The sequence below is a fragment of the Hymenobacter perfusus genome, from assembly GCF_003944765.1.
Taxonomy (GTDB): Bacteria; Bacteroidota; Bacteroidia; order Cytophagales; family Hymenobacteraceae; genus Hymenobacter; species Hymenobacter perfusus.
Window position 1 is genome coordinate 1022582 of record NZ_RWIU01000001.1, and the last position, 21512, is coordinate 1044093.

Sequence of the window (21512 nt, forward strand, 5' to 3'; positions counted from 1 at the left end):
GAGGCGCCGGAGCGCCGGAAGAGTTAAGGGAAGAAATTAGAAGCCCACGTTGACGCCCACAATGAAGGCGCGGGTGGTGGGGTAGTTCACGCCCCGGCCAGCCAGGCCGTTGTTCACGCCGCTGTTCAGGTCGCCCTCGGCGAAGGCTACGCCGTTGTTGACGGAAGTGCTGCCGCTGAAGCGCGTGGAGTACGACAGTGCATCGGGGTCGATGGCTTTGTTGTTTTTGAAGTACTCTTCCGGCGACCAGATCAGCGGGTTCTGCACCTGCACGTAAATGCGGGCCGTGCTCATCTTGGCACGGCTCACGAGGCTCTTCGGCAGGGTGTAGCCCAAGTCGATGCTGCGCACCTTGATGAAGGTGCCGCTCAGGTAGGCCAACGACTGCGCGTTGGGCACAAAGTCACCGAAATAGCTCTGGTTGGGCTGCGGGTAGCGGTTGCCCGGCGTAGCGGGCGTCCAGTACGGCAGGTTCACCTGGTTGCGGCGGCCACTGTAGGTGGTGAAGTAGGCGGGCGAGTACAGCACCGGGTCGATGATGGTAGCGCCCACCCGGGTGAGGGCCACGGCGTTCAGATCGAAGCCCTTGAAGCGGAAGCGTTGCGTGGTACCGGCCTCAAACTTAGGCTGGCGCGAGCCGATAATCTGCCGGTCGCCGGCGTCTACCAAGCCGTTGCCGTTCAGGTCCTGAATCTTCACCTGCCCGACTTTGGTGCCGGCTTTGGTAGCTCCGGCAGCCTCGTTGGCCTGCCAGATGCCGTCGTACTTGTAGTCGTAGAACACGTAGAGGGGCTCCCCGATAAAGCGCTGGTTGCTGATGTCGCTGCGCTGGTTGCCGTTCTCATCCTTGCCCAGGCCCAGGTCCAGCACTTCCTCGCGGTTGCGGGTGAAGTTCCAATCCGACGACCACTCGAAGCCGCTGGCCGTGCGCACGTTCACCGTGGTCAGGCTTATTTCCAGGCCGCGGTTCTGGGTTTTGCCGATGTTGCGCGTAAACGAGCCGTAGCCGCTGGCAGTAGGCAGCGCGTCGGGCAGCAGCAGGTCGTTGGTGCGCTGCTGATACGCTTCAATCGAGCCGCTCACGCGGTTGTCAAAGAAGCCGAAATCGAGGCCAAAGTTGGTGGTGCCGGTGTATTCCCAGCCCAGGTTGGGGTTCGGAATGCTGGCCGGGCGCACGCCCGCCACCCCGGTAGCCCCGAAGTTGTAGTAGCCGTTGCCCAGGCCGGTGCCAAGGGAGCCCAGCGTCTGGTAGGGGTTCACGGCGGTGCTGCCGGTGCGGCCGTAGCTGGCGCGCAGCTTCAGGCCGCTGATCCAGCTCTGGCTTTGCATAAACGACTCATTGGCCAGATTCCAGGCCACGGCCGCCGAGGGGAAAGCCCGGTAAATGTTGCTCGACAGGCGCGAGGAGCCATCCACGCGCACCGTGGCCGTGATGGAGTAGCGGTTGTCGTAGGCGTAGTTCAGGCGGCCCATGTAGGAAATGATGTCCCATTTCCCCTCAAAGCTGGTGGCCGAAGTGGGCGTACCGGTACCCAGGTTAGAGGCCAGCTGGTAGTTGGCCAGCAGGTTCTGAGCGCCGGTGCCGAAACCATCGTTGCGGAAACCCTGCCAGCTGTAGAGACCGGTGAAGCTCACGTCGTGCTTTTCGGCAAACGTGCGGTTGTAGAGCAGCAGGTTTTCGGCCAGCAGGTTGAAGGCCGTATTGGTGGAGCGCCCTGCGGCGCTTTGCTGGTTGCCACGGATGGTGGTGCCGTTAGCGCCAAAGTTCTCATTGAACTCGGCGCGGGCGTCCAGGCCCAGGTTGAAGCGGTAGTCGAGGCCCTTGAGCAGGTTCACCTGCGCGTACAGGCTATTGAACGTGCGGATGCGCCGACGCTGGTCCAGGCGGCCGTTGGGAATGTAGTTGGTCAGCGGGTTCGCATATGCGGTTTCGCCGTCTACCGGGTAAAGCTTGGGCGTACCGTCGGCATTGTAAGGCGTAGCCAGCGGGCTCGAGGTCAATATGTTGTACATATTGTTCAGACCCGGGTCTTTCTGCTGGGTGAAGGTATTGAGCGTGTTCAGGCCCGCCTTCACCCGCTTGCCAATCTGCTGGTCCAGGGTGCCGCGCAACGAGTAGCGCTTAATGCCCTGCACCGGCACAATAGCCGTTTCATCGTAGTAGCCCAGCGAAGCCGAGTACTGGGTCTGCTCGGTGCCGCCGCTCAGGCCCAGCGCGTGGTTCTGGATGCGGCCGTTCTGGTACAGCAAGTCCTGATAGTCGAAGTCGCGGCCCGCGGCGAGGTTGGCCTTCTCGTCGTCGGTGAGGAAGCCGGCGGCCGTGTTTGGGTCCAGACCGGCGGCCCGGTAGGCCTCCGAGCGGAAGTTGAAGTACTCCTGCCCGTTCTGCAGGTCGTACTGGCCGTAGGCGCGCTTGGTACCGTAGTAGGCGCTGTACGTAGCGCGCGGGGCACCGGCCTTGCCGCGCTTGGTGGTAATGAGGATAACGCCGTTGGCGCCGCGGGCACCGTAAATGGCCGTCGAGGAAGCGTCTTTCAGTACTTCCAGCGAGGTAATATCATCGGGGTTCAGGTCGTTCAGACTGCCGTCGAAGGGCACGCCGTCCACCACCAGCAGCGGGTCGTTGGAGCCGGCAAAGGAGCGGTTGCCCCGTATGCGGATAACCGGGGCCTGCCCGGGCGTGGTGTTGGCGCTGCTGATGTTAACACCGGCCGCGCGGCCCTGCAGGGCCTGCCCGATGTTGGCCACCGGCACGTCGCGCAGGGCCTGCTCATTCACTGAGGAAATAGCGCCCGTTACCTGGCTTTTCTTCTGCGTGCCATAGCCCACCACCTGCACCTCGCTGAGCGCCGTGGTATTGGTAGCCAGCCGGACATTCAGCGAGCTACCCGACACCTGCACTTCCTGGCTGTTGAAGCCGATGGCACTAATCACCAGCGTGCTGCCCTGGGGCGCGGTCAGCGTGAAGCTGCCGTCGGCTCCGGTAGAAACGCCATTGGTAGTTCCCTTCTGAATAATGGTCACGCCCGGCAGACCTTCTCCGGTATCCAGACTGGTGATCTTACCGGAAATCGTCTGCCCCGTTTGGGCAAACGCACTGCTGGTGGGCAGCAGCGAGCTGGCGAGGGAAAAGCCAACGGCCGTCAGGAGCGGCCAGCTCAGGCCCAGGGCCGTTTTGCGTAGTGGTGTGAACATGGAGATGGGGAATTGGAACTGTGGGAAGTATGCAGGTGGCCCGGTGGGAGCGGACCTTAAAAGCCAATCGAGTTGCCGCCATCCACGGGCAGCGACGCCCCGGTGACGTAGCGGGCCGCGTCGGAGGCCAGGAACACGGCGGCGTGGCCGATGTCCTGGGGCTGGCCAAACCGGCCCATGGGCGTGCGGCGCATGGCCCGGTCGCGCCGCTCGGGGTCGGAGTTCATGGCCGTGCGGCTCATCTCCGTTTCAATGAAGCCGGGGGCAATAGCGTTGATGCGCACGTTGTCCTTGGAAAACTCCGAGGCCAGCACCTTCACCATGCCCTCCACCGCCGACTTGGACGCGGCGTAGGCCACTACCCTATCGATGCCATAGTAGGCCGCCATCGAGGAAATCATCAGAATCACGCCGCTTTTGCGGGCCACCATGCGCCGGGCGCAGGCGCGGGTGAGGGCAAACACGGCGTTCAGATTGGTGTGCAGAATGCGGCTGAAGTCCTCATCCGTCACTTCCAGCGCTGGTTTCTTCATGTTGATGCCGGCGTTGTTCACCAGAATATCCAGCGGCCCAAACGTGGTTTCGATATGGGCCACCAGCTCCTCCAGCTGGGCCAGGTCGCCCACGTCGTTGGTGAGGTAGTGTACCGAGGGACCGAGGTCGGCTACGGCTTCCTGCAGCACGGCCTCGCGGCGGCCGGTGATAACCACCGTCGCGCCGGCCACGCTCAGGCAGCGGGCAATTTCGAGGCCGATGCCGGTGCCGCCGCCCGTGACCAGGGCCAGCTTGCCTTCCAGGGAAAACGGGTTGGCCGCAGACAGCGCGGCCTGCGGGTGAGCAGCGGAAAGAAGGGAATCAGAGGAAGCCATGCGGAAAGCGGAAAAGCGGCGGGGAGTTAGCGGAGCTGGTAGATATCCACCAGGGTTTTGATTTCGGGGAGGGTGCGGGTGGGCGGGGCCAGCCCGGGCGGCAACGGGCGCCGGGCAAACGTCTGGAAGTAGAGCACGCAGGCGTCGCGCCACCACTGGGCCTCACGGTGCTGGATGCACAGGCGGGCGGCCACGTCGGCGTGCAGGGCTGGGTCGAGGGCCGGTTTGGCCTGCTCCCACTGCCGCTGCATCCACTGCACCGAGTCGGTGCCGGTGTAGTAGCGGGTGGTCAGCTCGTCCCAGAGGGTGCGGCCGGTGCTCAACTGCTGCCCCCAGCCCACGTGATGAAACCAGAGCAGGTAGTCGGGCGGGCAGGTGGCGGGGTTGGCCCAGCGCTGCCGCGCGCCGGGCGCGTACAGCGCCAGGGCATCGGAGCCGGCGGCGGTGCGGTCGAAACCCAGACCGGCGGCATCGGCCTTGTGGTAGTACACGGCCGTCCAGTCGGGGCGGGCGCTGCGGGCCAGCCAGGGCTCGGGGCCGTAGTGAATATCCTGGCCCATGATATGGTGTAGGCCCAGCGGCGTGGTGTAGCGCACGTAAATGCTGCGCGACTGATTGAGCACCGGCAGCACGGCGGCCAGCGCGGCGGGCTCCCGGGTGAGGGTCATACTGGCCCACTCCCGGGCAACGTCCTCGGAGCGCAGCGAGTGGTCCCAGGCCAGCCGCCCGAAGGCGTACCAGTTGGCCTGCCCCACGAGGTGGCCGGTCCAGTTGCGGTCGGAGCCGATGTTGGCCACGCCCGCAATGCCGCTGAGGCTATGCTTTTCGAGGGAGCCATCCACCACTTTCGCCACCGTGGAGCCGGGGCCCTGGCTGTGCGTGTCGGCTTCCAGGCACTCCTTGATGAGCGGGCCGAGGTACACGAGGTGGGTGGCAAAGCCCAGGTACTCCTGGGTGAGCTGCACTTCCAGCACCAGCGGGGTGCGCGGCATGGCCCCGAACAGCGGGTGAAACGGCTCCCGGGCCTGAAAGTCAATCGGGCCGTTTTTCACTTGCACCAGCACTTTATCGGCAAACTTGCCATCCAGCGGCTGGAACTCCTCGTAGGCCTGCCGGAACCGGTCGCCGCTGCCGGCTTTGTACACGAAGGCGCGCCACATCACAATGCCGTCGTGCCCGCCCAGGGCCTGGGCCAGCATGTTGGCCCCGTCGGCGTGGTTGCGGCCGTAGTCCTGGGGGCCGGGCTCGCCCTCGGAGTTGGCCTTCACCAGAAAGCCGCCGAAGTCGGGAATGGCTTTATAGATTTCGCCGGTACGGGCCTGCCACCAGGCTTTCACCTGCGGGTCGAGCGGGTCGGAGGTTTTCAGGCCCCCAATCACCTTGGGCGCGGCCCAGAGCACCGAGAGGTATACCCGCTGGCCGTAGGGGCGCAGCACGCCGGCCACGGCCGCTACCTTGCGCAGGTACTCGGGCGTGAGGTAGCGGGCCGAAGCGTTGACGTTGTTGAGCACCACCCCATTGAGGCCGATGGAGGCGTTGGCGCGGGCGTAATCCTGGTAGCGCGGGTCGATGCGTTCGGGCAGTTCCAGCCACTTCCAGATGCTGGAGCCCGCATAGCCGCGTTCCACGGTGCCGTTGGGGTTGTCCCAGTGATTCAGCATCCGGTACTGAATGCGGGGCTGGCTGCTGAGGTTGAGTTGATCGGGCAGCTGGCCAGTTTGCACCTGCCGCAGCAACGCAAAGCAGCCGTAGAGCACGCCCACCTCACTAGCGCCGGTAATTTCCAGCTTGCCGTTCTGGCTGCTGATGCGGTAGCCTTCCCGGCCCAGCTCGGGCGCGGCGGTTACGCGCAGACTAATGGAACCCCTGCCGCCCGGTGCCGCCCCTAACGGCACCGGGCGTCCCAGCAAACCTTGCAGCCCGAGTTGCAGCTCCTTGGCGGCGGTTTGCAGGGTGGGTCCCCCATTTTTATCGACGTTGATGTTTTTGGCCCGCGCCAGCCACGCCTTGCGCAGTCCCGCTTCCGGCAGCTGGTCATACTTCAGCCACAGGCGGTAGCCATCATCAGCCCGCGCCCCGTTATGGAGCCCGATAACCAGCAATAGCAAGAGCAAGGACCGAAGCAGCATGGGTGGGAAAGGCAGAGGGCGGAGCGGAAGGAGCAATTAAACGAAGCGGGTGGCGGTCATATCCCGGTAGTCGGCGGCGGCGGTTGGCGCTTCGGCCAAGGCCCGGCGGATGCCCAGCTCCAGGCCCCGCAGCTCGGCCAGACCCCGCAGCCTTCCGATGGCAGAGTAGCCGGGATAAGTGCGTTTTTCGAGGTCGTCGAGCATCTGGTGGCCGTGGTCGGGGCGCATGGGCAGGCTAGCGTGGCCCTCGCCACTGGCAGCCCGGCGCAGCTCTTCCTGCACCAGCGCCTGCACCACGGCGTACATATCCACGTCGCCGGTCAGGTGGTCGGCCTCATGGAAGTTGCGCGGGTTTTCCTCGCGCTTGGTGGCCCGCAGGTGCACAAAGTGGATGCGGTGGCCCAGCCGCCGCACAATGCCGGCCAGGTCGTTATCGGGGCGCACGCCCAACGAACCGGTGCAGAACGTGAGGCCGTTGGCGGGCGAGTCGTAGGCTTGGAGCAGGCCCAGCAGATCGGCCTCGGTGCTCACGATGCGGGGCAGGCCCAGCAGCGGAAACGGCGGGTCATCGGGGTGGATGCACAGGTTCACGCCCACTTCCTCGGCCACCGGCCCCACTTCCCGCAGGAAGTGGTAGAGGTTTTCGCGCAACGCCTCGGCATCGATGGTGGCGTACTCGTCCAGCACCCGCTGAAAATCGGCCAGCGCAAAGGTTTCCTCTGAGCCAGGCAACCCCAGCAGCACGTTATTGGTGAGGCAGGCCACTTCTTCCGCCGACATGGCCGCGAACTGGGCGCGGGCAGCGGTAGCTACGTCGGTCTCATAATCGGCCTCCGCACCGGGGCGGCGCAGAATGCACAGGTCGAACACCGCGAAATCCTGCCACACGAAGCGCAACGCGCGGGAGCCGTCGGGCAGCTGGTAGCTCAGGTTGGTGCGCGACCAATCCAGCACCGGCATAAAATTGTAGCACACCGTGCGAATCCCGCAGGCCGCCAGATTGCGCACCGACTCCTTATAGTTGGCAATGTACTGCGCCCGTTCGGGGCGGCCCTTTTTGATATCCTCGTGCACCGGCAGGCTTTCCACCACGGCCCAGTGCAGGGGCGCGTACTGCGCGTTATCGGCCTCAATCAGCTGCTGGCGCGCCCGGATTTCCTCCTGGGGCCACACCGCGCCCACGGGCAGCTGGTGCAAAGCCGTAACCACGCCGGCGCAGCCGGCCTGGCGGAGGGAGTGAAGCGAAACCGGGTCGTGGGGCCCGAACCAGCGCATGGTGTGCAGCATGGCAAACGCAGGAGTTTGGATTGTAAAAGTTCAATTACCTAACCAACTCTATTAGCTGGCCCGTCGTTTTCGTTGCGCAGGGCCTAGCGGCGGTTAGCAAGTACTTACTCCCGAAGATAGCAGAACCTACCCGATAGGTGAAAGCCAAAAAAGGCCTTCAAATCATTGCATTACAAGAAAAAATACCGGAAACGTTTTCGAAAACGTTTCCGGTAGGTCAGTACAGCGGTAGTTTCAGCAAAATATTTTCCGTAGATTATCCAGTAGAACAAAAAACCGGTAGGGCCTTGGGTTTTAGCGAGTATGTGCTCACCTTTGGAATAATTCAATTCCTGGTTATGATCAAATGCACCAAATGCCACCTGGCCGATTCGGTCATGCGGGCGGGCTTCATCCGGGGGCGTCAGCGCTACCACTGCAAAGCCTGCAACTACCATTTCACCGACGATAAGGGCGTGGTAGTGCCGGAGAAAAAGCGGCGGCAAACCACCATCAGCGACGTGGCGCGGGAACTGGGCGTGGCTCCTTCTACCGTATCAAGGGCGCTCAACGGCCATTCCGATATCAATATCAACACCCGCCGGGCCATTATGGAGGTGGCGCGCCAGCTCGATTACCAGCCCAACCTGCTGGCCCAGAGCCTGAAAAGCAGCGAAACCAAAACCATCGGGGTGGTGATTCCGGACATTGAGCGGCCGTTTTTTGCCACTGCCGTCAGCGGCATTCAGCAGGTGGTGGGCGAGGCCGGTTACCGGGTAATGATCTGCCAATCGAAGGAATCCTACGAAATCGAAGTCAGCAATGTGCAGGCCCTCATCGGGAGTCGGGTGGATGGCCTGCTGATCTGCCACTCCCGCGAAACCGAGAACTTCGACCACGTAAAACCGGCCGCCACGCGCGGCATTCCCATCGTCCACTTTGATCGGGTGTGCAACGAAGTGGATTCGGCCAAGGTAATTCTCGACGACTGGAACGGGGCCTTCAACGTAACCGAGCACCTCATCGAGCAGGGCGCGCAGCGCATTGCCATCCTGGCCGGCCCCGAGGGGCTGCTCATCAGCCAGAACCGACTGGCGGGCTACCGCAGTGCCTTGCTCAAGCACAACCTGCCGCTGCGCAACGAGCTGCGCGCCCACATCAACTTCCGGCCCGAGTCGGCGGTGGCGGCCCTGGATGCCTGGCTGGCCCTACCCGAGCCGCCCGACGCCATTTTTGCCGTCAACTATACCAACGCTTTCGACCTGCTGGTAGCCCTGAAAGCCCGCCACATCCGGGTGCCCGAGGACGTGGCCGTGGTCGGGTTCGGCGACGAATTCATGGCTTCCATGATTGAGCCCGGCCTGACTACCGTGAACCTCCACCCCTACCGCATCGGGCAGCAGGCGGCGCGGCTGTTTCTGGAGCAGGTGCAGCAAAAGGAAGCCTTCCAGCCCCGCACCTTCGTCATTACCGGCGACCTGGTTATTCGCCAATCATCCCTGAAAGGCAAGTCCCAGCTCGCCCACGCCGAGTTCTTCAAGCTGGACATTTGAGTGCTGGCTGACGTTGTTGCGTCATCGGGCGTAAGGCCCGAACGACAACCGGCCCGACGGCTTGCAGCCGCCGGACCGGAAGGACCGCGTCAGTAGTTACGAAGAAATAGCCGCTAACCTACGGATTGATGGTTTCGATGCGGCCGTCGGGGGTGCGCTTGAGCTCGGTGACCTTCACGTTGCGCAGCCAGGTTTTGCCCGAAAGCTGGGTGTCGTGGTAGAAGATGTACCACTTGCCGCCGACTTCCACAATGGAGTGGTGGGTGGTCCAGCCTTCCACCGGGTTCATGATGACGCCCTGGTAGGTGAAGGGGCCGTAGGGCGACGTGCCGGTGGCGTACACCAGCAAATGGGTGTCGCCGGTGGAATAGGAGAAGTAGTACTTGCCGTTGTACTTGTGCAGCCAGCCACCCTCGAAGAAGCGGTGGGTGTTGTCGCCGGAGAGGAAGGGCTTGCCGTCCTGACCCAGAATCTGCACTTCCTTCACGGGCTCCGCGAAGCTCAGCATATTGTCGCTGAGGCGGGCCATTTTGGGTCCCAGGGCCGTTTTTTGCGCGCCGGGTTCCTGCATTTTGGGGTTGCTGGCGTCGTACTTACCGGTGCGCCAGCGCTGCAGCTGCCCGCCCCAGATGCCGCCCATGTACATGTACGTTTTGCCGTCGGTATCGGTAAACACGGCCGGGTCGATGCTGAGGCTGCCTTCCATCGGCTTGGCCTCGGCCTTGAACGGACCGGTGGGCGACTTGCTGGTGGCTACCCCGATGCGGAATACGTCCTGCTTATCCTTGAGGGGGAAATACAGGTAGTAGGTGCCGTTTTTGTAGGCCGCGTCCGGGGCCCAGAGCTGGCGGCCGGCCCAGGGAATATCCTTGGTATCGAGGGCCACGCCGTGGTCCGTGACCTTGCCGCCGATGCTGTCCATCGACAGGATATGGTAGTCGCGCATGGCGAAATGGTCACCGTTGTCATTCTCCGGCATCCCCGTCTCAATGTCGTGGGAGGGGTAGATGTAGATTTTGCCGTTGAAGACATGGGCCGAGGGGTCGGCGGTATAGATGTCCTTAACCAGCGGCTGGGCCAGGTACTTGCGGCCGGTAGAATCGGCGGCTGGCGCGGCAGCTTCGGTAGCGGCAGTTTCCGTTGCGGGAGCCTTGCTCTGGCAGGCACTGAACAGAACGGCGGGCAACATGGCCACGGCCGACAGCCGGGAAAAAGCGGAGGCGTTTTTGGGGAATAGCAAGGGTGGGAAGTTAGAAGGTGGGCAGACAGGCGGCCGGTCCGGGCAGGCACCGGCCGCAACCGGAAACGGCAGTAGTTCGACAGGGCCGCTCCAGTTTCGGCAGAACCCGAATGGCCGCTGAATGGCGGCCCTGACGGCACCAAATATAGATTCCTCCCGGCCCGGCCGGCACGCTTTTCCGGAACTATTCCCGAAAATAAACTCTGTAAACGTTTGTGGTATGCGCGTGAAAAACGCCGCCTGTCAACCTTTTCCGAACGGGCACAGTACACGCCAATAAGCCCCGAATAACCGGGAGCCCCGATTTTACACTCTCTCCCCGCCATGAATACCGTCCGTTTTCCCCTCTTCGCGGCCCTGCTGGTGCTGCTGACCTTCTCGCTGAGCAGCTGCGACGCCATTGGTACCATCTTCAAAGCCGGAGCCTGGACGGGTATCGTGGGCGTGTTCCTGCTGGTGCTGCTGATCTGGTTTGTAGTGAACCGCTTCCGCCGGCCCTAGCCCGGTTCAAACCATATAAAAAGCCTGCTCCGGATATCCGAAGCAGGCTTTTTCACTTTCAGGAAGACCGGGGCCGACTATTTTTTCTTCGGCATGGTGCCTACAATGTGGTCCCAGAGGGTGGTGCTCACGCCGAAGGCAATTTCATCCTGGCGGTAGTGGTGCTGGGCGTGGTGGTGCCACCAGAACTTCAGGAAGTTCTTCGGCGGCGCGTATACGTGAATGGCGTAATGCACGAACAGGTACAGCGCGTAGCCGAATACGAAGCCCGCCAGCACGCCCAGGCCGGCATTGCCCAGCGTGAAGCGGAAGATGAAAAACAGCAGGGACGTGACGAACACCGTCAGGATGGGCGGCATAGCCAGTCGGGTTTCGTCCTTCGGAAACTCGTGGTGGACGCCGTGCATGGTGTACTGGAACTTGGCCTTGCGCGGCGTATCAGCATCCATGTGGTACACGAAGCGGTGCATCAGGTACTCGGCCAGCGTAAACAGTAGCCAGCCGCCCAAAAACAGGCCAAAGGCGGAGAGGCCGGTAAGCAGACCCTGGCTCAAACCGTAATACAGACTCACGCCGGCCACGGCAAAAAAGATGGTCAGCGGGGCCGCAATGTGCGTGTGCGTAAGGCGCTCCAGCACGGGGTTTTCGAACAGGCGGGCCGAGCCCTTATGCTTGGGTTTGATGGCATCAGGGGTTTTGACCGCCGTCACTTTAACGGCAGGTTCCAGAGCTTCAGAAGTGGTATTCATACCAATACAGGGATGATGAAGGCGCAAAAATACGGATGCTTGCGCAAATGCCGGGCCAGCAGCCTCATATATTACGCGGTGAGGTGGTAGCGGGCCACCAGCTGCTGCACGGCTTCCAGGGAACAGGTAGGGGCCGCGCAGCACAGCGGCGCGCGGTCGTAGAACTGCTGGCGGGCCGCTAAGGTTTCACGCAGACGGCTTTCTAGCGCGGCAGCATCGGGCAGGGCGGCTAGCAGGGGCCGACTGGCGGCCACGGCCAGTAAGCGGCGCACCAGCTCCGCCACCGGCACGGCCAGGTAAAGCGTCAGGCCGGTTTCAAGCAAAACTTCCAGGTTGTGGTGAAAGCAGGGCGTGCCGCCGCCGGTAGCCAGTACCACGCGCGGGTATTGAGCCACCACGTCGCGCAGCACATCGGCCTCGCGCTGGCGGAAATACTCCTCCCCGTCCTGCGCGAATATTTCCGATACGCTCCGCTGCTCCCGGCGCACAATTTCCTCATCCAGATCCAGAAACGGCACCTCGTAGGCCGTAGCCAGTGCCCGGCCCAGGGTGGTCTTGCCCGCCCCGGGCATGCCAATCAGATATAGCCGCATGGTCTTGGAATGTGGGAAATGTGATAGGAATGTGGGCGAAATGTGGAGCTGTTTGGGAAATACCTAAAGTCGTCAGAACGTCATGCTGAGCTTGTCGAAGCATCTCTACCGCTTCGTTGCAGTCGTAATCCAACGAAGCGGTAGAGATGCTTCGACAAGCTCAGCATGACGTTCTGACGACTTCCCACATTCCTATCACCTTCCCACAGCTACCCCAGCTTTACGCGGGGGTCGAGGACGGCGTAGAAAACGTCCACCACGATGTTCACAACCACGAACAAGGCGGCAATGAAGATGGTGGCCCCCATGACAACCGGAAAATCGAGGTTTTCCACGGCACGGAGCGTGACGGTACCCAGTCCTTTCCAATTGAAGATGTACTCGATGAAGAACGCCCCCGCCATAAGCGAAGCCAGCCAGCCCGAAACGGCCGTAATAACCGGATTCAGCGCGTTTTTGAGGGCGTGGCCCACTACGGTGCGGTAGCCCGAAAGGCCTTTGGCCCGCGCCGTGCGGATGTAGTCCTGACTCATGACATCAAGCATGGAGGAGCGGGTGAGCTGCACGATAACCGCCAGTGGCCGGATGCCCAGCGCAAAGGCCGGCAGCAGCAGGTTCTTCAGCACCAGATGGCGGCCCGTGAAGGGGTCGGTTTCGAAAAGCTGGCCGGTGAGGTTGAGGCCCGTCCAGCGGCTCCAGTAGAACCCGAACGTCATGGCAATGAGGATGGCGGCCACGAACGAGGGCACCGAAATGCCCAGCACCGAGGTGGATACCAGCAGCCTATCAAGCCAGGAGTGGGGCCGCAGGGCCGCTACCACGCCCAGCGTGATACCCAGCACCGCCGCCAGCAGCATAGCGGCCACGGCCAGCCAGAGCGTGCCCGTGAAGTGGTCGAGCAGGATGCTGAGCACTTCCTTATTACTCTGAAAAGAGCGGCGCAGGTAGGGCGTTTTCAGCACCAGCCCGGTTTCGGAACCCAGCGGCAGCAGCTGCACCCCGCCGTACTTGGCTACGCCCGCCGAGTCGCGCGGGTGAACACCGAGTGGCGACACATCATTGAGGTAGCCGAGCAGCTGGGCCGGTAGCGGCTGGTCGAGGCCCAGGTCGGCGGCAATGGCGGCGCGGGTGGAGGCGTCGGAGCGTTGGCCGGCCAGCAGGGCCACCGGGTCGCCGGGCAGCACCTGAAACAGGAAGAACACCGTCAGGGCCACGCCCACCAACACCAGCGCCCCCTGCCATAAGCGGGTCAGGATAAAGCTAATCATTTTGAGGAGTTATGAATTATGAGAGATGAGTTATGGAATAAAGGACGACACGGCCAATGCATAACTCATCCCTCATAACTCAGCATTCATAATTTCCCCTTACAGCAGTTCTTCCAGCTTGCTGGTGTCAGGGATGTCGTGGTAGTGGAATTTACCCTTCACTACGCCGTTCTGCAGCAGAATAAAGCCCGGGTTGGAGCGGATCATGGATTTGAGCACGGTGGCATCGGCGAAGTAGTAGGTACCGGCCAGGTTTACATCGTGACGGAAGGCGTCGAATTCCTGAGGGCTGCTGCTGGTGATGATGAGCGGCTGAATCTGCTTGCGCGACTTGGCCGTGGCCGCCATCAGCTCCCCGATATTTTTGAATCGGTCCCGGTCGGCCTCGGCCGCGCCCTGCACGATGAGCAGCAGCTTGTTTCCTTGCAGCACCTCCGCCGTGTGGTCCTTGCCATCGGCGTCGAAAATGGAGAAGTCGGTGATGAGCGGCTTGGACTTCTCCGGGTTCAGCACCTCCATGCTCTTGTACTTCCAGGTGGAGTCGGTGGGGTATTCGGCAAAGGTTTTCGACTCGCCGTTGCGCTCCATTACATACTGGTAGCGGGCCTGCTCCAGGGGCTTCATCAACTGCGGAATGTTGTTACCCACTTTGTAGGGCAGGAAATCGAAGTAGGGCAGGTGGCCCAACGCCCGCACCCCAATGCCAATGGCCACGGCCGAGGCAATGGTGATGTACATCACGCCCAGCGTGCCTTTGGCAAACACCCGGCGCAGGTAGCGTTGGTTGCTGAATACCACGGCCCACAAGCCCAGCAGCACCATATCCTTGGCAAACGACGTCCAGGGCGTGAGCTTGATGAAGTCGCCGAAGCAACCGCAGTCCGTGACTTTGTTGAAGGCGGCCGAGTAGAACGTGAGGAACCCGAAGAACACCAGCAGGCCCAGCAGCACCCACAGCGTCTGGCGCAGCATCCAGCGCAGCAGCACGGCCACGCCCAACACCACTTCCAGGGAGCTGAGGAAAATGCTCAGAACGCGGGCATGGGGAATAAATACGCTGAAAAACGAACCAAAATCCTTCGAGAATACCTCGAAATATTCCTCCAGCTTGAGCGCCGTCCCGATGGGGTCGTTCAGCTTCACAAGGCCGGAGAAGATGAACACCACGCCCAGCAGCAGCCAGCAGATTCGGGTAACTTGTTTCATGAACGGGGAAGAGTAACGGAGTAGCGGAGTAATCGTTCAGATGTGCCGCGCTACCGGAAGAACATACGGGGAAAGGGTGAGTTGAAGCAAGTACGCAAATGTAGCGTCGGAAGGTGCTTGCGTTACTATCCGGGTGCTACCGGATACCGCACGCGCCCCAACGGGAACAACTAAACCGCTACTCAACTACTCCGCTACTCTCTCCCCAAAGCCCATTTTAATCAGCACGAACACGGCGTAGTTGAGCATGTCGCGGTAGTTGGCGTCCACGCCTTCCGACACGCGGGTCAGGCCGTGCAGGTCCTCAATCTGCTTGGTGCGGTGCAGCTTCATCAGGATGATGTCGGTGATGCTCTCGATACGCATCTGCCGCCACGCCTCGCCGTAGTCGTGGTTTTTGGCGAACAGCAGCTGACGGTTGGCATCCACCTGCGCGTCGTAGGCGGCGGCCACGGCGGCGGGCTCCAGATCCTGGGGCGCATCGGCGGGCAGCTGCAGCTGCATGAGGGCAATAATGCAGTAGTTGATGATGGCCACGAACTCCTCCTCTACCCCGTCGGCCACCAGCTGAGTGCCCTTCTCCTGAATGCTGCGGATACGCTGGGCCTTGATGTAAATCTGGTCCGTTACGCTGGGCAGACGCAGGATGCGCCAAGCCGTACCGTAGTCGTGGGTTTTGGCCAGAAACAGCGTCCGGCACCGTGTAATTACCCGGTCGTACTCAAGCTGGGTTTGATTCTCCAAGTTTTTGGGGCTATTTTGTTGCTGTTCGCCTTTTTTCGCCATGCTTCGCGCAGCGGAGCGAAGTCGAAACATGACCGCCTTTCCTACTATTTACTCCCATGTTCCAGGCCCCGCAAGATACGTGCTTTTCCCCGAGGCTGACGCTGCGCTGCCCCGGCGGCCGGGTGCTGGATCTGCGCCGTCCGCAGGTGATGGGCATTCTGAATCTGACCCCCGATTCGTTCTACCAGGGCAGCCGCGTGGCCGCCGCAGACGACCTGCTGCGTCGCGCCGAGCAGATGCTGCGGGCCGGGGCCGCCGTGCTCGACCTGGGCGGCTACTCCTCCCGGCCCGGGGCCGAGCATATTTCGGCGGAGGAGGAAATGCAGCGGCTGCTGCCGGCCGTGGCAGCCGTACGCCGGGCCTTTCCGGAGGCCTTTATTTCCGTGGATACCTTCCGGGCCGAGGTGGCGGCCGAAGCCGTAGCCGCCGGCGCCGATATCCTGAACGACATCAGCGGGGGCCAGCTCGATGCCGAAATGCTGCCCACTGCCGGCCGGCTGGGCGTGCCCTACATTCTGATGCACATGCGCGGCACCCCCCAAACCATGACCCAGCTCACCCACTACGAAGGCGACTTGGTGCTGGAGCTGGTGCGCTACTTCCGCGAGAAGCTCGCGGAGCTGCGCCGCCACGGCGTCACCGACGTGGTGCTGGACCCTGGCTTCGGGTTTGCCAAAACCCCGGCCCAGGGCCACGAGCTGCTGCGGCGGCTGCGGGAGCTGCACATATTGGGCCTGCCGGTGCTGGCGGGGCTCTCGCGCAAAAGCATGGTATATAAACACCTGGGGCTCACCCCTGAGGCCGCGCTGCCGGGCACCATCAGCGTGAACACGCTGGCCGTGCTCAACGGGGCGCGGCTGCTGCGCGTACACGACGTGGCCGAGGCCGTGCAAACCATTCAGCTCGTATCGAACACCTATTCCCCGCTTTCCCCGTGATTGGCTCCTTCACCATCGGCTTCCTGCGCATTGGCTGGATAGACGTCGTGGACGTGCTACTGGTCACGGCCCTGTTTTATCAGCTGTATAAGCTGCTGACGGGCAGCGTGGCGCTGAAGGTGTTTCTGGGCTTCATGTCCTTATACCTGTTTTACCTGGTGGTGAAAGCGGCCGGTATGGAGTTGCTCACCAGCATTCTGGGCCAGTTTATGAGCGTAGGCGTGCTGGCGGGTATCATCCTGTTTCAGCAGGAAATCCGGCGGTTCTTGCTGAACGTGGGCAAGGCCACTTCCTTCGGCAGCCGGATGCGCATGTTTCCGTGGCGGCGCGAGCAGGAGCAGGAGCGCATGAACGTCACGCCCTTCATTGAGGCTGCCAAAAGCCTGGCGGGCAAGCAGACCGGCGCGCTCATTGCCTTCAGCATGGCCTCCGACCTCAAGTTCTTTGCCGACTCCGGCGACCTGATCGACGCGGCCGTCAGCAAGCGGCTCCTGCTGAGCATCTTCAACAAAACCAGTCCTTTGCACGACGGCGCGGTTATCATCACCAACGGCCGCATCAAGGCCGCGCGCTGCATTCTGCCCGTGAGCGAAAACCCCGACGTGCCGGCGGCCCTGGGCCTGCGCCACCGCGCCGCCATCGGCCTGACGGAAGTGACGGACGCCGTGGTATTGGTGGTGAGCGAGGAAACCGGCCAGATTTCACTGGTGCGCGGCGGTGAAGTCTTCCGCAACCTGGCCCCCGCCGACCTGCGCGCCCGCCTCAACGAGTTCCTGTTTGACGCGGCGCCCAAACCGGCCGCTGCCGCCGGTGCTACAGCAGCAGAAGTGGCGGCGTAAGAACGTGTCATTGCGAGCGGAACGAAGCAATCCATCCTACCCGCAGTACAGCATCCCGAGACGCAGAAAGCCCTTATGCCACCATGGCGTAAGGGCTTTTGAATAGGTCAACGCTTCATGCGGGATGTTGAGCAAGAACTGCTTCGCTCGCAATGACAGCCCATACCCAGCAAGCCATCCTGAGTGCCTCCGGGAGTTGGACTACACGCTGAAGGAAATGACGTACCGGCTTTTCATACATCTACAGCCGACGCAACTTAGTCGAAATGCACTGGGGTAATTGGTCGAATTAATGCGGCAGCAAGCAAATAAATCTGGTGTTTCGTTTTATGACGCTGCTGGTAAGGTAGCGGGCAGCATAGTTATTCCTGGTCTCACAACTCGCATAGTATGAACAACATTCTCGATACCTGCTTATCAGATTTTGTCGATCAGTTACACGCAACAGAGCTCGCAATGGCCGTCAGGGACTCCTTTGTGAAGCCGGAGACGCTGTACGCTGCGTTGATCAACAACCAAATGCAGACCCATGCGGGACCAGAAGGCCTGGAACAGGTGAGCCAGGTGAGCCGCGACTATTTTAAGGGGGTGGAGCTATGCCGGGCCAGCCAGCTGCCGTTGGCCTATACCCATTTGCAGCACTGCGATACACAACTTGCGCACCTCCCGGCGGCGGCCAAAGCCTTGGCAACACTAACCCGCAACGGGGCGTGGAGCAATTATTACTACAAAGCCCAGGAGGGAGAACAGGCCATTGAGGTGCTTCGTCAGGGGTTCGTGCTGAGCGCAGAAGTTGAACGCCAGGGATGTCCGGCCTTTTTGTACTGGCGCATTGGTCACTTGTTTAACATCGTGACGGTGCTATTCAGGAGCCAGGAGTATGAGGCAGGCTATCGGCTCCTGAAAAACGCCCTGATTTTCGTGCATTCCGGCCAGGCCACTGATCTGCTGACCGAAGACTGGAACGGGGTGCCCATTGACAGTGTACCCGTCTTACAGGAGAATTGCCTAAACCAGCTGTTTGGTCAACTCGCGCTGCAGAATATGCGGCACATGAGCCACGACCGTTACGGAGACGCCTTTTATCACGCGTTTTTCTTCCGGCAGTTACTGCTGGAGATGGAAGCCGAAACGTACAACAGAACCGTAATTTATAACTGGATGTACGCGAAGGCTTCGTACGCCGAACAAGGAATATATGCCTTTCTCGAAAACACGCTCGAGTTCCTGACGGACACGGCCATCACCCGCGAGTATGACCTGTTTAAAGTCAACTTACTTGCGCAGGTAAAATGGCTGGCCCAGCAGGAACCCCACCACACCCAACTGGCGGAACGTATTCAACTGCTTTCCGACACCGCGTACGGCGACCTTAAATTCAACCTGCATAAGCTAAAACAAACCTGAGCAGGCAGTAACCATAGGCCCGTGACTTGCGCCACATCCGAATCCGGATGGCTACCTGTACGCCGGTGCCCACAAGAGAAAAGGCCCGCTACTGAGCGGGCCTTTTCTCTTGTGGGCCTTTTCAGGCACGGCGTTTTTGTCACTACCTGCCTAGCTTCGGGCTGCTTATTCTGGCAGTTATTTCAGCACTTCCAGCGCGGTACCTACCTCGATGAAGGCGGCAATGGCTTTGTCAAGCTGGGCGCGGGTGTGGGCGGCGCTCAGCTGCACCCGGATGCGGGCCTGGCCCTTGGGTACTACCGGGAAGTAGAAACCCACCACGTAAATCCCTTTTTCCAGCATCTGGGCCGCAAACTCCTGGGCCAGACGGGCATCGTAGAGCATGACCGGTACGATGGGGTGCTCCCCGGGCTTGATGTCGAAGCCGGCGGCCGTCATCTTCTCGCGGAAGTAAGTGGTGTTTTCCTCAAGCTGGTCGCGGAGCTGGGTGCTTTCGGTGAGCAGCTCCAGCACGCGCAGGCTGGCGCCCACAATGGCGGGCGCGAGGGTGTTGCTGAACAGGTACGGCCGGCTGCGCTGGCGCAGCATGTCGATGATTTCCTTACGGCCGGTGGTGAAGCCGCCCATGGCCCCGCCCAGCGCCTTGCCCAGCGTGCCCGTGATGATATCGACGCGGCCCATGACGCCCCGCATTTCGTGGGTGCCGCGGCCGGTTTTGCCCAAGAAGCCGGTGCTGTGGCACTCGTCCACCATCACCAGGGCCTGGTACTTGTCGGCCAAGTCGCAGATGGCGTCGAGGCGGGCGATGGTGCCGTCCATCGAGAACGAGCCGTCGGTGACGATGATGCGGTGGCGGCTGCCTTTGGCGTGGGCGTCCTGGAGCTGCTTTTCCAGGTCCTCCATGTCGTTGTGGGCGTAGCGGTAGCGCTGGGCCTTGCACAAACGCACCCCATCAATGATGGAAGCGTGGTTGAGGGCGTCGGAGATGATGGCGTCCTGCTCGTTGAACAAGGGCTCGAACACACCGCCGTTGGCATCAAAAGCTGCCGCGTACAGAATGGTATCCTCGGTGCCCAGAAACTCGGCCAGCTTGGCTTCGAGCTGCTTGTGGATATCCTGGGTGCCGCAGATGAAGCGCACCGACGACAAACCGTAGCCATGCGAGTCGATGGCCTCTTTGGCAGCCTTGATGACTTCGGGGTGCGAGGAGAGGCCCAGGTAGTTGTTGGCGCAAAAATTCAGCACCTCGCCCGCCTCGGCGGTTTCAATTTCGGCGCCCTGGGGCGAGGTAATCACCCGCTCCTTTTTGTAGAGGCCGGCGTCTTTGATTTCCTGAAGCTGCTGCTGAAGATCGGGCTGGAGGGTGGTGTACATGCGGTGAAATGGTGAGTTAGTGACTTGGTGAGTGGGAGGTTGGGCAAAGATACCACGCATCGTCCTGAGCGGAGCGAGGGGCCTTACTTAGGTAAGCTGGTTGAGGTACAAGTACGGTGTAGAGACGCAATGTTTTGCGTCTCATCGTTGAACTGCTTGCGCCAAGACTAGCAAATTCAGCAACGACGAGACGCAAAATATTGCGTCTCTACACCGTCTTATTCCAACTTAAACAGCTTCTCAGAAAAACCTTTCTAACTCACCGCCCGAAAAACGCCTGCACCCCACGCCGGCCGCTGGCCATCAGGCGCTGCTTGTCGGCGTCGGGCATACGCTTGATTTTGGGGGCGAAGCCTTCGGTGTTGATGCTGACGGTGCGGCTCCAATCCTGGGCGCGGGTGGGGTTGAGGGTTTCCTCGGTGAGGTTGTAGAGGGCCGCTATGTAGCTGCCGAAGCCGTTGATATCATACGGGGCCAGTTCCTGGCGGCCGGTAGGCAGCGTGTCGCAGGCAATCTGCTCGGCCCGGTCCAGGCGCAGGCCCAGGGTTTCGGGGTTGAACACGCGGCCGGCGGCGTCGGGGGCGGTGGAGGCGGAAAGCTGGGTGGGCAGGTAGCGCGGGTAATCGAACAGCTCCACGGGGTAGTTGGCCAGCAGGCCGCCATCTACCAGCACCTGCACGGGCTGGCCCTTCTGCGGTTTGCCCTGAATGACATTGCCGCGGGCATCGAGCAGCACGGCCCGGAAGTAGAGCGGAATGCTCATGCTGATGCGTACGGCATCGGCCACGCGCAGGGTGGGATTGGTTTCGTGGCTGAACACCTGCACGCGCTGCTGGGTGAGGTTGGTGCCGGTGGTGTAGAGGTCGAGGTAGCGGCCGGGCTGCTGCTGGGCCAGCTGGTGCAGCTCCTGAAGCGTGAGGTTAGGGTTGCCGGTTTTGCGGGCCACCAGCTGCATGATGTGCGCGGTGAGAGCGTCGCCCCGGTACCAGCCGAACTGCCGGGTGAGACGGTGGCTACCCCCGAAAAACAGAAACCGGCCGTCGTTGAAGCGCTGAATGGGTGTGTTGTTGACCACCTCCACTATCTCTTGGGGCGAGTAGCCCACGGCCAGCAGCGCCGCCTGAATGGCCCCGGCCGAGGTGCCGCCCACCCGTTGCAGCCCCGCCAGCACACCCTGCCGCTCCAGCTCCAGCAGCGCCCCGCCGTAGGCCACGCCCCGGATGCCGCCGCCCTCCATCACCAGGTTGCGGTACACGGGCCGGGCCGCCGGCTGGGCCAGCGCGGGCAGGCTGCCGAGCAGCCAGGATAAAAGGAACAGGTAGCGCATAAACGAAGTAGGGAAGTACGTAGCCATCAGGAGCCCGAAGATACCGGGGAAGTTGCAGCCGGCCCACCGCAGGGCCGTAGAGGACCACCTCTTTTCCCTGCGAAACCCCGGCGCGAGCCTTTGCCAGCCCGGCGCGAGCCTTCGGAACGTGGGCGCGGGCCTTTGCCAGCTCAGCGCGGCTGTTTGCCAGGTTGGCGCGGGCCTCCGGAAGTTTAGCGCGAGCTTTTGCCAGGTCAGCACGAGCCTCCGGAACGTCAGCGCGTCCATTTTTG

General features: G+C 61.8%; 17 protein-coding genes. 5 read left to right on the forward strand and 12 right to left on the reverse strand.

What is annotated here, in order from left to right; genetic code table 11:
- Positions 1–36: 36 nt before the first annotated feature.
- Genes EI293_RS04395 through uxuA form a run of 4 tightly spaced genes read right to left on the reverse strand, consistent with a single transcriptional unit; the run spans position 37 to position 7480 of the window.
- Positions 37–3195, reverse strand: a complete 3159-nt coding sequence (locus EI293_RS04395; RefSeq protein ID WP_125435915.1) for a SusC/RagA family TonB-linked outer membrane protein — start codon at positions 3193–3195, stop codon at positions 37–39.
- Positions 3196–3251: 56 nt separating this feature from the next.
- Positions 3252–4064, reverse strand: coding sequence for an SDR family NAD(P)-dependent oxidoreductase (locus EI293_RS04400; RefSeq protein WP_125435916.1), 813 nt, complete (start codon positions 4062–4064; stop codon positions 3252–3254).
- 26 nt (positions 4065–4090) lie between these two features.
- Positions 4091–6193, reverse strand: a complete 2103-nt coding sequence (locus EI293_RS04405; RefSeq protein ID WP_125435917.1) for an alpha-glucuronidase family glycosyl hydrolase — start codon at positions 6191–6193, stop codon at positions 4091–4093.
- A 36-nt stretch (positions 6194–6229) separates the two neighbouring features.
- Positions 6230–7480: a mannonate dehydratase gene (gene uxuA, locus EI293_RS04410; RefSeq protein ID WP_125435918.1), complete on the reverse strand. Its 1251-nt coding sequence runs from the start codon at positions 7478–7480 to the stop codon at positions 6230–6232.
- 338 nt (positions 7481–7818) lie between these two features.
- On the opposite strand from uxuA, the gene EI293_RS04415 reads away from it, so the two are divergent.
- Positions 7819–9012 carry a substrate-binding domain-containing protein gene (locus EI293_RS04415; protein ID WP_125435919.1) on the forward strand — a complete coding sequence of 398 codons (1194 nt, stop codon included), beginning with the start codon at positions 7819–7821 and terminating at the stop codon, positions 9010–9012.
- Positions 9013–9130: 118 nt separating this feature from the next.
- Here EI293_RS04415 and EI293_RS04420 read toward each other — a convergent pair whose 3' ends face one another.
- Complete coding sequence (locus EI293_RS04420) at positions 9131–10252, reverse strand: glycoside hydrolase family 43 protein (RefSeq protein ID WP_246010524.1); 1122 nt, start codon at positions 10250–10252, stop codon at positions 9131–9133.
- Positions 10253–10576: 324 nt separating this feature from the next.
- On the opposite strand from EI293_RS04420, the gene EI293_RS22035 reads away from it, so the two are divergent.
- Entirely contained in the window at positions 10577–10753 is a 177-nt protein-coding gene (locus EI293_RS22035) for a hypothetical protein (protein WP_170170237.1), read from the forward strand.
- Positions 10754–10830: 77 nt separating this feature from the next.
- On the opposite strand, the gene EI293_RS04425 is transcribed toward EI293_RS22035, so the two are convergent.
- The 5 genes from EI293_RS04425 to EI293_RS04445 all read right to left on the reverse strand — a co-directional run bounded on the left by EI293_RS04425 (position 10831) and on the right by EI293_RS04445 (position 15313).
- Entirely contained in the window at positions 10831–11502 is a 672-nt protein-coding gene (locus EI293_RS04425; RefSeq protein WP_125435920.1) for a sterol desaturase family protein, read from the reverse strand.
- Between the two features lie 71 nt (positions 11503–11573).
- Positions 11574–12095 carry a shikimate kinase gene (locus EI293_RS04430; RefSeq protein WP_125435921.1) on the reverse strand — a complete coding sequence of 174 codons (522 nt, stop codon included), beginning with the start codon at positions 12093–12095 and terminating at the stop codon, positions 11574–11576.
- 209 nt (positions 12096–12304) lie between these two features.
- Positions 12305–13363 carry an ABC transporter permease gene (locus EI293_RS04435; RefSeq protein ID WP_125435922.1) on the reverse strand — a complete coding sequence of 353 codons (1059 nt, stop codon included), beginning with the start codon at positions 13361–13363 and terminating at the stop codon, positions 12305–12307.
- Positions 13364–13462: 99 nt separating this feature from the next.
- The gene (locus tag EI293_RS04440) at positions 13463–14569 is read right to left on the reverse strand and encodes a BT_3928 family protein (RefSeq protein ID WP_125435923.1); all 1107 of its coding nucleotides are present in this window, start codon (positions 14567–14569) and stop codon (positions 13463–13465) included.
- 186 nt (positions 14570–14755) lie between these two features.
- On the reverse strand, positions 14756–15313 hold the full coding sequence (locus tag EI293_RS04445) for a DUF1599 domain-containing protein (RefSeq protein ID WP_125435924.1): 558 nt from the start codon (positions 15311–15313) through the stop codon (positions 14756–14758).
- 98 nt (positions 15314–15411) lie between these two features.
- On the opposite strand from EI293_RS04445, the gene folP reads away from it, so the two are divergent.
- The 3 genes from folP to EI293_RS04460 all read left to right on the forward strand — a co-directional run bounded on the left by folP (position 15412) and on the right by EI293_RS04460 (position 18539).
- Positions 15412–16293 carry a dihydropteroate synthase gene (folP, locus tag EI293_RS04450; protein WP_125435925.1) on the forward strand — a complete coding sequence of 294 codons (882 nt, stop codon included), beginning with the start codon at positions 15412–15414 and terminating at the stop codon, positions 16291–16293.
- Positions 16290–17132, forward strand: coding sequence for a diadenylate cyclase CdaA (gene cdaA, locus EI293_RS04455; protein WP_125435926.1), 843 nt, complete (start codon positions 16290–16292; stop codon positions 17130–17132). Before folP ends, cdaA begins: the two co-directional genes overlap by 4 nt.
- 390 nt (positions 17133–17522) lie before the next feature.
- The gene (locus EI293_RS04460; RefSeq protein WP_125435927.1) at positions 17523–18539 is read left to right on the forward strand and encodes a hypothetical protein; all 1017 of its coding nucleotides are present in this window, start codon (positions 17523–17525) and stop codon (positions 18537–18539) included.
- Between the two features lie 177 nt (positions 18540–18716).
- Here the strand turns inward: EI293_RS04460 and kbl are convergent, their stop codons facing one another.
- Together kbl and EI293_RS04470 are read right to left on the reverse strand one after the other, a co-directional pair.
- Positions 18717–19913: a glycine C-acetyltransferase gene (gene kbl, locus EI293_RS04465; protein WP_125435928.1), complete on the reverse strand. Its 1197-nt coding sequence runs from the start codon at positions 19911–19913 to the stop codon at positions 18717–18719.
- A gap of 259 nt (positions 19914–20172) precedes the next feature.
- Entirely contained in the window at positions 20173–21267 is a 1095-nt protein-coding gene (locus EI293_RS04470; RefSeq protein WP_170170238.1) for a patatin-like phospholipase family protein, read from the reverse strand.
- Positions 21268–21512 lie beyond the last annotated feature (245 nt).